Origin of the sequence: Nonomuraea sp. NPDC048882 (assembly GCF_040649755.1) — a bacterium.
Taxonomy (GTDB): domain Bacteria; phylum Actinomycetota; class Actinomycetes; order Streptosporangiales; family Streptosporangiaceae; genus Nonomuraea; species Nonomuraea maheshkhaliensis.
This window is the reverse complement of the sequence record NZ_JBEZGB010000003.1, coordinates 135,365-148,455: the sequence shown is the minus strand read 5'-3', so window position 1 is coordinate 148,455 and position 13,091 is coordinate 135,365. Positions and strand designations below refer to the sequence as shown.

The 13,091-nt window shown below is 70.1% G+C and carries 10 protein-coding genes; 8 read left to right on the top strand and 2 right to left on the bottom strand.

The window, feature by feature from the left end; genetic code table 11:
- Positions 1 to 239 precede the first annotated feature (239 nt).
- From AB0C27_RS10770 to AB0C27_RS10745, 6 genes are all read left to right on the top strand, one after another.
- The gene (locus tag AB0C27_RS10770; RefSeq protein ID WP_357841056.1) at positions 240 to 1,577 is read left to right on the top strand and encodes an extracellular solute-binding protein; all 1,338 of its coding nucleotides are present in this window, start codon (positions 240 to 242) and stop codon (positions 1,575 to 1,577) included.
- Between the two features lie 126 nt (positions 1,578 to 1,703).
- Positions 1,704 to 2,579, top strand: coding sequence for a sugar ABC transporter permease (locus AB0C27_RS10765; RefSeq protein ID WP_357841053.1), 876 nt, complete (start codon positions 1,704 to 1,706; stop codon positions 2,577 to 2,579).
- On the top strand, positions 2,576 to 3,406 hold the full coding sequence (locus tag AB0C27_RS10760; RefSeq protein ID WP_357841050.1) for a carbohydrate ABC transporter permease: 831 nt from the start codon (positions 2,576 to 2,578) through the stop codon (positions 3,404 to 3,406). The genes AB0C27_RS10765 and AB0C27_RS10760 overlap by 4 nt, the downstream gene beginning before the upstream one ends.
- The gene (locus tag AB0C27_RS10755) at positions 3,403 to 4,815 is read left to right on the top strand and encodes a GH1 family beta-glucosidase (protein ID WP_357841047.1); all 1,413 of its coding nucleotides are present in this window, start codon (positions 3,403 to 3,405) and stop codon (positions 4,813 to 4,815) included. The genes AB0C27_RS10760 and AB0C27_RS10755 overlap by 4 nt, the downstream gene beginning before the upstream one ends.
- Positions 4,796 to 5,794 carry a LacI family DNA-binding transcriptional regulator gene (locus AB0C27_RS10750; RefSeq protein WP_357841044.1) on the top strand — a complete coding sequence of 333 codons (999 nt, stop codon included), beginning with the start codon at positions 4,796 to 4,798 and terminating at the stop codon, positions 5,792 to 5,794. The genes AB0C27_RS10755 and AB0C27_RS10750 overlap by 20 nt, the downstream gene beginning before the upstream one ends.
- A gap of 19 nt (positions 5,795 to 5,813) precedes the next feature.
- Positions 5,814 to 6,809, top strand: coding sequence for an aminoglycoside phosphotransferase family protein (locus AB0C27_RS10745; protein ID WP_357841041.1), 996 nt, complete (start codon positions 5,814 to 5,816; stop codon positions 6,807 to 6,809).
- On the opposite strand, the gene AB0C27_RS10740 is transcribed toward AB0C27_RS10745, so the two are convergent.
- Both AB0C27_RS10740 and AB0C27_RS10735 read right to left on the bottom strand, forming a co-directional pair.
- Positions 6,753 to 8,978 (bottom strand): M64 family metallopeptidase, encoded by a 2,226-nt coding sequence (locus AB0C27_RS10740; protein WP_357841038.1) that lies wholly within the window; start codon positions 8,976 to 8,978, stop codon positions 6,753 to 6,755. The genes AB0C27_RS10745 and AB0C27_RS10740 overlap by 57 nt on opposite strands.
- Before the next feature lie 302 nt (positions 8,979 to 9,280).
- Entirely contained in the window at positions 9,281 to 10,168 is an 888-nt protein-coding gene (locus AB0C27_RS10735) for an anti-sigma factor (RefSeq protein WP_357841036.1), read from the bottom strand.
- Positions 10,169 to 10,287: 119 nt separating this feature from the next.
- On the opposite strand from AB0C27_RS10735, the gene AB0C27_RS10730 reads away from it, so the two are divergent.
- Together AB0C27_RS10730 and AB0C27_RS10725 are read left to right on the top strand one after the other, a co-directional pair.
- The gene (locus AB0C27_RS10730) at positions 10,288 to 11,484 is read left to right on the top strand and encodes an FAD-dependent oxidoreductase (RefSeq protein WP_357841033.1); all 1,197 of its coding nucleotides are present in this window, start codon (positions 10,288 to 10,290) and stop codon (positions 11,482 to 11,484) included.
- Positions 11,485 to 11,575: 91 nt separating this feature from the next.
- Entirely contained in the window at positions 11,576 to 12,913 is a 1,338-nt protein-coding gene (locus AB0C27_RS10725) for a class II 3-deoxy-7-phosphoheptulonate synthase (RefSeq protein WP_357841030.1), read from the top strand.
- The last annotated feature ends 178 nt before the right edge of the window (positions 12,914 to 13,091 follow it).

Here is a 13,091-nt window from a genome sequence, read left to right as displayed (position 1 = left end):
ACACGAATGGTGCCTCTTGAGATGGGAGCGCTCCCAAACGGGCCTTTGCGAGGTTTATGCCCATAAGTCCTATTCAAAGCGACTAAACCGCCCCATTGGTAACGGTTCCGTTTCGCGGGATTGACGGGCAGAGCCGCTAAGTGCACCCTTTGTGGGAGCGCTCCCAAAGACTCCCACCGCGGCGGAGCGGGGTACCGCGGTGCACTCCCCCAACCCAGTCACCCGAGAAGGGGTCCACCATGATGATCAGCAAGCGTCGCGGCGGTCTTGCCGTGGCCTCGGCCCTGGCCGCGGCGGCGCTCACCGTCGCGTCCTGCGGCTCCGGCAGCACCCCGGAGTCCAGCGCTCCAGCTTCGTCGGCGGCCGCTGAGCCCGTCACGATCCGCGTGCAGACCTTCGGCGGCGGCACCAACTTCGGCTACAAGAACGCCATCACGAAGTGGAACGCCGAGCATAAGGACATCCAGATCAAGGAAGAGCACCTCACCGACCAGTTCGAGCAGCAGTACTGGCCGCAGATGATCCAGTGGCTGCAGGCGGGCAACGGCGCCGGTGACGTGGTCGGCATCGACGAGGGCGGCATGGGCCTGGCCAAGGCGCACCCGGAGTGGTGGGCCGACCTGAAGGAGTTCGGCCTGGAGTCGCGCAAGGCCGACTTCCCCGCGTGGAAGTGGGAGAACGGCGTCGCCGCCGACGGCAAGCTGTTCGGCCTGGGCACCGACATCGGCGGCATGAGCATCTGCTACCGCACGGACCTGTTCAAGAAGGCCGGCCTGGCCACGGACCGTGAGGAGGTCGGCGCGCTGTGGCCGACGTGGGACGAGTTCATGAAGGTGGGCCAGCAGTTCCAGGCGAAGGTCAAGGACACCAAGTGGGCTGACGGCACCAACACCCTCTACCAGGTGGTCCTGTATCAGGAGGCGGCCAAGAACGGCAACGTCACCTACTTCGACAAGGACAACAACCTCATCGTCGACAAGAACCCGGCGGTGAAGGCGGGCTTCGACTTCGCCTCGAAGATGAGCCAGCAGGGCCTGACCGCCAAGCTGCGCAACTTCACCGACGAGTGGGCGGCGGGCACCCAGAAGGGCGCGTTCGCCACGGTCGGCTGCCCGTCCTGGATGCTCGGCGTGGTCAGCGGCAACGCGGGCGACGCGGGCGCGGGCAAGTGGGACGTGGCCTCGGTGCCCGGCGGTGGCGGGAACTGGGGCGGCTCCTGGCTGGCCGTGCCGAAGCAGTCGAAGCACCCGAAGGAGGCCGCGCAGGTCGCGGACTACCTGACGCAGGCGCAGACCGAGGCGAGCATCTTCACCGACTTCGGCAACATGCCGAGCAACACGAAGGCGCAGCAGGACCCGGCGGTGCAGGGCGCCAAGAACGAGTTCTTCAACAACGCCCCCATCGGTGAGATCTTCGCCAAGTCGGCGTCGAGCCTCCAGCCGGTCTTCCTCGGCGTGAAGCACGCCCAGGTCAAGAACGCCATCGAGTCGGTCATCCAGGGCATGGACGACGGCTCCGTCCCGCACGACAAGGCCTGGCAGCAGCTGGTCGACGACGCGGTCAAGGCCGCGGGCTGATGACCGTCCCGCCCGGCCCGCCATCGGCGGGCCGGGCACGTCGCCGCTGAAAGGTCTGGTATGAGCCTCGACACCCCTACGACGTACCGTCGTGATCGTCCGCCCGGTCGCCGCTGGCGTTCCAGGTTGGACGTCAGGGCGATGCCGTACGCCCTGGTGTCTCCCTACTTCATTCTGTTCGCCGCCTTCGGGCTGTTCCCGTTGGCCTTCACGCTCTACTACTCGCTCTACGACTACGACCTGGCCGGGACCACGGAGTGGGCCGGGCTGGACAACTACGCCGCGCTGCTGGCGGACGACGACTTCTGGCGTGCCGTGGTGAACACCGTGGGCATGTTCGTCATCGCCACCGTCCCCCAGATGTTGCTGGCGCTGTTCCTGGCCAACGCGCTGAACAAGCGCTTCAGGTTCCGGCTGGCGATCCGGATGAGCGTGCTGCTGCCGCTCGTCACGTCGGTGGTCGCGGTCGCGGTGGTGTTCACGCAGCTGTACGCCCGCGACTGGGGCCTGGTCAACTGGATCCTGGGCGCGTTCGGCGTGGAGAACACCAACTGGCGGGCCGAGCGCATCCCGTCCTGGATCGCCATCGCCACCATGGTCGACTGGCGCTGGACCGGCTACAACGCGATCATCTTCCTGGCCGGCATGCAGACGATCCCGCGCGACCTGTACGAGGCCGCCGCGATCGACGGCGCGTCCAGGCGCCGGCAGTTCTGGCAGATCACGCTGCCGATGCTGCGCCCGACCATGATCTTCGTGGTGCTCAACTCGACGATCGGCGGGCTGACGCTGTTCTCCGAGCCGACCACGTTCTACAACGGCAACGTCGACGGCGGCTCGCAGGGCCAGTTCCAGACGGTGGCCATGTTCATCGTCAAGCAGGGCTTCCGCGAGTTCGACTACGGCTACGCCGCGGCCGCCGCCTGGCTGCTGTTCCTGCTGATTCTCATCGGAGCGGCGATCAACTTCCTGTTCGTGCGCAGGATCGGGGGCACGAAATGACCAACTGGTCACCGACCATCCTCACCAGGGTGATGCTGGCCTTGGCGGTCTTCCTGTCGGCGTTCCCGCTGTACTGGATGCTGGTCATCGCCTCGCGCACCAACGCCGACGCGGTGGCGGTGCCGCCGCCGTTCCTGCCGGGCGGCAACCTCGGCGAGAACATCGTCGCGGTGCTCAACAACGAGGACGCGAAGTTCCTGCTGGGGCTGACGAACTCGTTCATCGTGGCGACCGTGGTCACCGTCTCCGTGGTGATCATCTCCACGCTGGCGGGCTTCTCGTTCGCCAATCTCAACTTCAGGGGCCGCAACCTGCTGCTGGTCCTGGTGCTGCTGACGATGGCGGTGCCGCTGCAGCAGATGGGCGTGGTGCCGCTCTACCGGCTCATGGTGAGCCTGGAGTGGACGGGCACGCTCAAGGCGGTCATCCTGCCGTACCTGCTCAACGGGTTCGGCGTGTTCCTGATGACGCAGTACACGCGCCAGGCCGTGCCGATGGAGCTGGTCGAGGCCGCCCGGGTGGACGGCGCCGCCACGCTGCGCATCTGGTGGAACGTCGTGCTGCCCGCCGTGCGGCCAGGAATGGCCGTGCTCGGCATCAACACGTTCATGCTCATGTGGAACGACTTCATGTGGCCGCTGATCGTGCTCACCCCGGACAACCCGACCGTGCAGATCGCGATCACCTCGCTCAACGCCAGGTTCTCCACGAACTACACGTTGATCTTCGCGGGCACGGCGCTGTCCATCATCCCGCTCATCGCGGTATTCGTCGCATTCGGCCGTCAGATCGTCGGCGGACTCATGGAAGGTGCGGTCAAGGCGTGACGACTCAAGAGGAACAGACGCGTTCCGACCTGTGCTTCCCTCCTGGTTTCTCGTTCGGCGCGGCGACGTCGGCGTACCAGATCGAGGGTGCCGTCTCCGAGGACGGGCGCGGCGTCTCCATCTGGGACACCTTCACCAAAACGCCGGGCAGGGTGCTGAACGGCCATCATGGTGACGTTGCCATGGATCACTACCACCGGTTCGCGGAAGACGTCGCGATCATGGCGGAGCTGGGGCTGACCGCCTACCGGTTCTCGGTGTCGTGGCCGCGGATCCAGCCGACCGGCTCCGGCGCGATCAACCAGAAGGGCCTGGACTTCTACCGGCGGCTCACCGACGAGCTGCTGCGGCACGGCATCGACCCGTGGCTCACCCTCTACCACTGGGACCTGCCCCAGGCGCTGGAGGACCAGGGCGGCTGGCCGAACCGGGACACGGCCTACCGGTTCGCGGACTACGCGGCGGCCGTGCACGAGGCGCTGCAGGACCGGGTGCACACGTGGAGCACCGTCAACGAGCCGTGGTGCGCCGCGTTTCTCGGCTACGCCTCCGGGGAGCACGCCCCCGGCAGGCGTGAGCCGCAGAACGCGATCAGGGGCGCGCACCACCTCAACCTGGCCCACGGGCTGGCCGTGCAGGCGATGAACGCCCGCCGCGTCGGCGGCTGCGTGAACCTGTACGCGGTCACCCCCGAGACCGACAGCGAGCGCGACCTGGACGCGGCCCGGCGCATCGACGGGCTGCAGAACCGGTTCTTCCTCGACGCCCTGCTGACCGGCCGCTATCCGGAGGACGTGCTGGCGGACCTGCGGGTGGAGCCGGAGGACTTCATCCAGCCTGGCGACATGAAGACCATCGGCGCGCCGATCGACGTGCTGCTCGTCAACTACTACAGCCGCTTCACCGTCTCGGGGGCTCCGGGCGGCAAGGCGTCGGCGGCGGCGGCCCCCACGGACTCGGCCTCCCCATGGGTGGGCAGCGAGCACGTGTCGTTCGTCAACGGGGGCCGGCCGGTCACCGCGATGGGCTGGGAGATCGACGAGGCCGGCCTGGTGGAGGTGCTCACCCGGGTGATGCGGGACTACCCGCCGATCGCGATGGTGGTCTCGGAGAACGGCGCCGCCTTCGACGACGTGCTCACCGACGGCCGGGTCCACGACCGGGAGCGGCGGGCGTACGTGGAGGCGCACCTGGGCGCGTGCAAGGAGGCGATCGAGGCGGGCGTGCCCCTGGAGGGCTATTTCGCCTGGTCGTTGATGGACAACTTCGAGTGGGCCTGGGGTTACGGCAAGCGGTTCGGCCTGGTCCATGTGGACTTCGAGACGCAGGAACGTCTGCTCAAGGACAGCGCGCTCTGGTACGCGGAGATCATCCGGCAGAATAGGCCACATGAACCGACCGACTCTTGAGGCAGTCGCTGCCCGGGCCGGCGTGGGCCGGGGCACGGTGTCGAGAGTCATCAACGGCTCGCCGAACGTCAGCGCCAAGGCCCGCGAGGCCGTCGAGCTGGCCATCAGCGAGCTGGGCTATGTACCCAACCGTGCGGCGCGTGCCCTGGTCACGCGCCGCACGGACACCGTGGCGCTGGTGGTGTCCGAGTCGCAGTTCCGGGTCTTCGACGAGCCGTACTTCGCGGGCACGATCCGCGGCATCGGCTCGGCGCTGGCCGAGACCGGGTTGCAGCTCATCCTGGCGATGGCGCGCACCCCTGAGGAGCACGCGCGGCTGGAGCACTACCTGACGGGGCAGCACGTCGACGGCGTGCTGCTGCTGTCGCTGCACGGCGCCGACCCGCTGCCGGGGCGGCTGGAGGCGATGGGCGTGCCGACCGTGCTCGGCGGCCGGCCCGTCGGTCTCGACCCCTACAGCTACGTGGACATGGACAACAGGGCAGGGGCCCGGCAGGCGGTCAAACACCTGCTGGGCCTCGGCCGCACCGCCATCGCCACGATCGCCGGGTCGCAAGACATGGGCGTGGGCGTCGACCGGCTCGCCGGATACCGTGACGCGCTGCTGCCCTCGCGCCTGCCCGAGCTGGTGGCCTACGGCGACTTCTCCGAGCACAGCGGCGCCACGGCGATGACCGAGTTGCTGCGGGATCATCCCGACCTCGACGCGGTCTTCGCCGCGTCCGACCCGATGGCGCTGGGCGCGATGCGCGTGCTCAAGGCCCAGGGCCGGGTGATCCCCGGCGACGTCGCGGTGATCGGGTTCGACGACTCCAAGGCCGCGCTGCACGCCGACCCGCCGCTGACCACCGTCCACCAGCCGACCGAGGCGATGGGCCGTCAGATGGCCCAGCTCCTGGTGGCCCGGATCAACGGCGAGCAGCTGCGCCAGCCCGTCGTCATCCTCGACACCCATCTGGTGCGGCGCGAGTCCGCCTGACAGTCACGAGAGGGGTCCCGTGGACAGCAGGACCAAGCGCCGGTTATCACCCGCCGAGCTCGACGCGCTCGTCCGGCGGGCGGTCGGCACGGGCGTCACCAGCGCCACCGAGCTGACCGACGGCTACGCCAACGCCGTCTGGCGGCTGAAGCTGGAGGACGGCCGGGAGGCGGTGCTCAAGCTGTCGCCGCCGCCCGAGCTGCGCCAGCTCAGCTACGAGACCAACCTGCTGCGCATGGAGGCCGCCGCCATCGCCCTGGCGCTGGAGGCGGGCGTGCCGGTGGCGGGGCTGCTGCGGGCCGGCTTCGACGATCCGGTGCTGGGCGGCGACTACCTGCTGCTGGACGCGCTCGACGGCGTGTCGTGGAACGACGTCAAGCCCGAGGGCGAGGCCGCGCTGCGCAGGGAGCTGGGCGCGCATCTGGCCCGGTTCAACGCGGTGACGGGCGAGGTGTTCGGCTATCCGCACGCCGGCATCGTGGGCGCGACGTGGCGGGAGGCGTTCCTGGCCATGGTGGCGGCGTTGCTGGGCGACACCGAGCAATATCCGGCGCCGCTGCCGCTGCCGGCCGCGCGGATCATGGAGGTGTTCGAGGCCGCGGCGCCCGCGCTGGACGAGGTCACGACGCCGCGGCTGGTGCACTTCGACGTGTGGGCCGGCAACGTCTTCCTCGACCTGCGCGGCACGCCCAGGATCGAGGCGATCATCGACCACGAGCGCGCCTTCTGGGGCGACCCGCTCGCCGAGTTCGTCACCCCGACGATCTTCGGCGAGCTGAGCGAGGACGATCCGCTGCTGGCGGGCTACCGCGAGGTGACGCCGCTGGAGCTCACGCCCGCCGCGATGGTCCGGCTCGACCTCTACCGGACCTACCTCTACCTCATCCTGCTGATCGAGAACGGACCCCGGCAGTACCCGGAGGACGAGTACGCCAGGGTCCGCGATCTCGCGACGGCCTCACTGACCGATGTGCTCGACCGCCTCGTACGCGCGTCCCCTGGAGCCGTCGGCTAGGTCGGCGCAGGCGCCGCCGCCCTTGACTGTGTTCGGCACGCCGAGGTCGACCGGCATGGTGCCGGAGCAGGCGAGCGCGCCCGCGATCGTGCTGCCCGACAGGATCGGCGCGGTGTTGCCGCTCAGCAGCGCGGCGCCGCGCAGGTCGGCGCCCACGACGGTGAGGTTGCCCGCGCCGCTCACGGCGAGCGCGCCGCTGACGCGCGTGCCGAGCAGGTGCACCTGCTCGGCCCCCGCGGCGGTGAGCGCGCCGGTGACGCGGCCGCCGGTGACGACCAGCGAGGCGCCCGGCCTGACCGTGACCGCCCCCGTCACCTCGGCGCCGTCGAGGCAGGTGACCCCGGAGGACACGACGAGCGCGCCGCGGTGCACGCCGGTGACGGTGCGGGTGCAGGCGGGCGGCGGGGCGATCGTGGTGACGGTGAACTTGTCCGGCTTGCCGTAGTTGCCGGCCGCGTCGATCGAGCGGTACTCGATCGTGTGCCGGCCGCGCGGCAGCTTGCCGTACACGAGCGAGTCGATCGTCGTGCCCTGCTCCGTGAACGTCCACGGCAGCTCCGACGAGGTGGGCCAGCCGAAGTAGTTGAACCAGCCGTCGCCGTCCACCCGCGACTCCGACACGACGTAGCCGTCCTTGTCGTCGGTGCCGGTGAGCCGCATGGTGAAGGGGCCGTTGTAGACGTAGGTGTGGCCGGAGCGGGCCAGCGGGCGCGACAGCTCGTACGCGGTGGCCGGCCCGGTGGCGTCGATCGTCCAGGTCAGCGTGCTTGCGCCGAGGGCGGCGGTGAGGGTGTGCGTGCCCGGCTTCAGGTCCAGCTCGCCGAGGTCCAGGTCGGCGCCCTCGTACCGGGTGCCGTTCAGCGTCCAGGTGACCTGGGGGACGGTCCGGGCGGGGTGGGTGGTCTCCACGTACACGACGTCGTCGCGGCCGAGCGGCCGGTCGGTGGGGGTGGAGGAGACGAACGCGGGCTCGGTGGCGTCCGGCGGGGTGGTGATCGCGGTGTCCACCGTCCAGGTGCGGGACCTGGTCATCGCCGCCCTGACGTCCGGGTCACGGACGAACGCGGTCGGGTCGGAGACGGTCGCGGTGACCGTGTGCCGGCCCTGGGCCAGGCCGAGCTCGCGCAGGTCGAGGGAGTCGCGGTCACCGGGCAGGTCCCGGCCGTCCACGTTCCAGGTGGTGACCAGGGAGTGGCCGACGGGGCGCATCGGCTCGACCCACAGCACGCGGTCGGCGCCGACCGGCGCGCCCGTGGGCGTGGCGTCCTGGACGACCATCGTCTTGGCGGTGATGCTGCGCACCATGACCTCGCGGCTGACCTGGTCGAAGTAGTAGCCGAGGGTCTTCATCATCGAGTGCGCGCTGGGCCGCCACACGCCGGTGGTCGCGTACATGCCGCCCTCGTAGCGGCCGATCGGGCCGCCCGACTCGCTGGGCTCGCCCAGCCAGCGCCACCACTTCCTGCGCTGGTCGCTCATCTCGCGCTCGGTGAGCAGCGTGTGGTGGGCGCTGGACGGCTCAGGTCCTGTGTACGCGCCGCCGGGGACGCCGCGCTGGTAGTAGTCGTACTCGTCCTGCAGCCCGCCCAGGGAGTGGCCCAGCTCGTGCGGGCTGATCAGGGCGGACATGCTGTTGCTGCCCGAGGCGGTGGCGTACGAGCCGCCCGCGCCGCCGTACGTGCCGCTGTTGCCGAGCGCGAGGATCTGCCGGTTGGCCGAGGTGGTGCCGGTGACCATGTTGGCGTAGCGGGTGGCGGCGGCGTTGTCCATGGTGATCAGGCGCTGGACGCTGCCCGGGTTGCACTGGCCCCAGAAGCCCATGCTCAGCGGGGTCGTCCTGCGCGGCGCGTCGAGGCCGGGGTCGCAGCTGATGCCTGACTCCCCCGAGACGATGTCGATCCGATAGACGTTGATGTAGTTGCGGTAGGACTTGAACGGCTCGATCGACCACATGACGTTGAGGTGCCGGTCGGTGTCGGCCCGGAACTTCTCCTGCTCGGCCTCGGTGTAGCCGTCGCCCATGACGATCAGGTTGAACCGCTTGGCGGTCGTGCCCGTGACCTGCACGGGCACGACGGTGGCCGAGCCCGGCTCGGCGGCGCTCGCGGGGGCGGCCGGGGAGAGGCATAACGTGGCGGCGGCCAGAGTGAGGGCCGCGAAGATACGCATGATCAGCACTATCGGACCGGCGCTGCCCGCGCGTCCATCCCCATACCCCATCAAACCCACCCGATTCGGGATATGTCCCGATCGGACCCGTCCTGATCAGGTCGCGCGCTCAGGTCCGCGCAGTGGGCTGCACGCAGTGGGCTGCACGCAGTGGGCTGCACGCAGTGGGCTGCACGCAGTGGGCTGCGCGCGATGAGGGTGCGGCGATGGGGGGCAGGCGGTCGGGTGCGCGCGATGGGGGTACGCGCGGCGACGTGCGGGCAGTGGGGCGCGCGCGGTGGGGCGCGGTCGCGTGCGGGCGGTCAAGCGCGGGGCAGTTGGGCGAGCATGATCGGGCGGGTGGTCGGGCGGTCGGAGCCGCCGGCGGGCTCGACGGTCAGCGCGACGCGGTCGTCGCGCTTCAGCGCCACGAGCACCAGGGGCGCGGTCATCCCGTCCGCGCCCCGCCGCAGCAGGCCTGCGGGGCGGGCGCCCGCCGGGTCCATCAGCCACAGCTCGTACGCCTTCGTGGCGGGCAGCTCCGGCAGGCCCGACGAGGTGAACAGCACCCGGCCCTCGTCCCGCGAGATGACGATCATGCCCGTGCCGCCGGAGGCGATCGGGCGGCGCAGCGTCTCGGCGTCGGGCGCGGCCAGCACCGCGACCAGCCGCTCGTTCCTGGTGGCGGCCTCCTCCAGGTCGCGGCGGGCGTCGAACGCGACCACGCCGAGCGCCACGGCCGCCGCCGCGCTGACGGCCGTCAGCGCCGCCATGACCTTCGTCCGCCGCCGCGGCACCGGCACCCCGCCGTCCGCGACCAGGTACGGCCCGCCCGCGGCGATGTCCGGCGCATCGGCGGTGACGTACGGCCCACCTGCCACGATGTGCGGCCCGCCGGCGGTGGCGGGCGACTCGGTTCCGGTGGTGTGCCGCCCGGCCGGCGCGCCCGCCCAGGGCCCGGGGCGGGCGTCATCGGGACGGCTCTCGGGGCCGCGTGACCGATGCGCGGCGGCGAGCAGGCGACCGCGCAGCCCCGTGGGCGGCGCCTCGGCCACCGACTCCGCCAGTTTCGCGGCGGTCTCGCGCAGGCATCGCACCTCGTCCGAGCAGCCCTGGCACACGTGCAGGTGCTGCTCGAACCGCACCCACTCGGCGTACGGCAGTGCGTGCACGGCGTAGGCACCAGAGAGGGTGTGGAGTTCGTCCTTCATCGTCCACTCCCTGCGGTGAGAGGCGGCTCACGCATGTACTTCGGCCGTTCGGGCATGGCGGATGGTTCCGGCCTTGCTCTTTTCCCGTGACATGAGACAATCTCATTGGGTGATGAATTATGGGGTGTGTAATAGCCGGCGGCGGACCCGCCGGAGCGATGCTGGCCCTGCTGCTGGCCAGAGCGGGCGTCGAGGTGACGCTGCTGGAGAAGCACGGCGACTTCCTGCGCGACTTCCGGGGTGACACGATCCACCCGTCGACGCTGCAGGTGCTCGACGAGCTGGGACTGGCGCCGGAGTTCCTGAAGCTCCCGCACCGCAAGGCGTACGAGCTCAACTTGGTCACCGACGCCGGTGAGGTCAAGCTGGCCGACCTGCGGGGGCTGCGCGGCGCCTACAAGTACATCGCGTTCGTGCCGCAGTGGGACTTCCTCACGCTCATCACGTCGGCGGCCGAGCGCTACCCGGGGTTCCGGCTGCTGATGAACGCCGACGCGTACGACCTGATCCGCGAGGGCGGCGCCGTCCGCGGGCTGCGTTACCGCGACGACTCAGGCGAGCACGAGATCAGGGCGGACCTGACGGTCGCCGCCGACGGGCGGCACTCGGTGCTGCGCGCCCGCGCGGGCCTGGTGCCCGAGAACCTCGGCGCGCCGATGGACGTGGTCTGGTTCCGGCTGCCCCGCCACGAGACCGACAGGGACGACACGTTCCTGCGCATCGCCGGCGGGCGCATGATGGTCGCGATCAACCGCGAGAGCTACTGGCAGCTGGCCTACCTCGTGCTCAAGGGCGGCTACGACGAGATGCGCCGGCAGGGCATCGACGCGCTGCGCGAGCCCGTGGCCAGGCTGATGCCGTGGCTGGCCGACCGAGTCTCAGACATCGGCGGCTACGACGACGTCAGCGTGCTGACCGTCCGGCTCGATCGGCTGCGCCGCTGGCACCGGCCGGGGTTTGTCTGCATTGGGGACGCCGCGCACGCCATGTCGCCGGTCTTCGGGGTCGGCATCAACCTGGCCGTGCAGGACGCGGTGGCCACCGCCAACCTGCTGGCGGGTGCGCTCAGGGCGGGCGCGCCGATCCCCGAGCGGACGCTGCACCGGCTGCAACGCCGGCGCATGCTCCCGACCAGGGTGACCCAGGCGGCCCAGCGGCTGGTGCAGAACCGGGTCATCGGCCCGGCACTGCGGCGGCGGATCGACCCGGCCGGGCTGCCGCGCGATCTGACCAGAATTCCCCTGGTCGGCCTGCTGGCGCCGCGCTTCATCGGCCACGGTGTCAGACCCGAGCACGTGGCGGTAAAGGAACTTTGACTGCCTCTGGGTTAGTCTGCGGATAACCGCATTCTCACAACGTGGACATGGGGGTCGGTGGGGCCGAGCCAGTGGAATACCCTCGTATCTCGTGAGCAGCAATCTAGTGGACCTCGATACCTGGCGAGCCCTCCCCGCGGCGCAGCAGCCTGACTGGCCAGACCGCGGCGAGCTCGACAAGGTTGTCGCCGAGCTCGGCGGCCTGCCCCCATTGGTCTTCGCCGGCGAATGCGACCAGCTCAAGGAGCAGCTGGCCGCCGTCGCGCGCGGTGAGGCGTTCGTCCTTCAGGGCGGCGACTGCGCCGAGACCTTCTCCGGCGCCACGGCCGACAACGTGCGCCAAAAGCTGAAGACCTTGCTGCAGATGGCCATCGTGCTGACCTACGCCGGCCGGGTGCCGGTGGTCAAGATCGGCCGGGTCGCGGGCCAGTTCGCCAAGCCGCGTTCGAAGGGCACCGAGACCCGGGGCGGGGTCGAGCTGCCCGCCTACCGGGGTGACATGGTCAACGGCTTCGACTTCACCCCCGAGGCGCGCAGGCCCGATCCGTGGCGGCTGCTCAAGGCGTACCACTCCTCGGCCGTGACGCTCAACCTGGCCCGGGCCTTCACCAAGGGCGGCTACGCCGACCTGCGCCAGGTGCACGCCTGGAACCAGGACTTCGTGGGCGAGTCGCCCGCCGGCCGGCGTTACGAGCAGCTGGCCAGGGAGATCGACCAGGCGCTCGCGTTCATGCGGGCCTGCGGGGCCGACCCCGAGGAGTTCCACACGGTCGAGTTCTACTCCTCGCACGAGGCTCTGATCCTCGACTACGACCAGGCGCTCACCCGCATCGACTCGCGTACGGGCCTGCCCTACGACGTGTCGGCGCACATGGTCTGGATCGGCGAGCGCACCCGCCAGCTCGACGGGGCCCACGTCGAGTTCTTCTCCAAGATCCGTAACCCGATCGGCGTCAAGCTCGGCCCGACGACGACGCCGGACGAGGCGCTGGCGCTCATCGACAAGCTCAATCCGGGCAACGAGGCCGGGCGGCTCACGTTCATCACCCGCATGGGCGCCTCCAAGATCCGCGAGCACCTGCCCGCGCTGGTCAAGGAGGTCACGGCGACCGGCGCCCGGGTGGCCTGGATCTGCGACCCGATGCACGGCAACACGTTCGAGGCGCCCAGCGGGCACAAGACCCGCCGCGTGGACGACGTGCTGGACGAGGTGGCCGGCTTCTTCGAGGTGCACCGCTCGCTCGGCACGCACCCCGGAGGCATCCACATCGAGTTCACCGGCGACGACGTGACCGAGTGTGTCGGCGGCGGGCACGAGATCGGCGAGACCGACCTCGCGACCCGCTACGAGACGGCGTGCGACCCCAGGCTCAACCGCAGCCAGTCGCTCGACCTGGCCTTCCGCGTGGCCGAGCTCTACCGCGGCTGACCTGCCGAGGTTCCGTCGCCGCCGGGCTCCCGGCGGCGACCCTCACCCTGCCGGGCATGCGCGGGTGAACGCCTGAGATGAAAGTGATTCAGGTCTCATCGCCGTACGTGAAGAACCTTCGGTGAACCCTGGGATTCCAGGGCTATGATCGCCCCGATAGATACCAATTTTTCGGGAG

What these genes read in the sequence shown, in the direction of transcription:
- AB0C27_RS10770 (WP_357841056.1), top strand. Translation starts at nt 240, where the DNA reads ATGATGATCAGCAAGCGTCGCGGCGGTCTTGCCGTGGCCTCGGCCCTG.
- AB0C27_RS10760 (WP_357841050.1), top strand. Translation starts at nt 2,576, where the DNA reads ATGACCAACTGGTCACCGACCATCCTCACCAGGGTGATGCTGGCCTTG.
- AB0C27_RS10750 (WP_357841044.1), top strand. Translation starts at nt 4,796, where the DNA reads ATGAACCGACCGACTCTTGAGGCAGTCGCTGCCCGGGCCGGCGTGGGC.
- AB0C27_RS10740 (WP_357841038.1), bottom strand. Translation starts at nt 8,978, where the DNA reads ATGCGTATCTTCGCGGCCCTCACTCTGGCCGCCGCCACGTTATGCCTC.
- AB0C27_RS10735 (WP_357841036.1), bottom strand. Translation starts at nt 10,168, where the DNA reads ATGAAGGACGAACTCCACACCCTCTCTGGTGCCTACGCCGTGCACGCA.
- AB0C27_RS10730 (WP_357841033.1), top strand. Translation starts at nt 10,288, where the DNA reads ATGGGGTGTGTAATAGCCGGCGGCGGACCCGCCGGAGCGATGCTGGCC.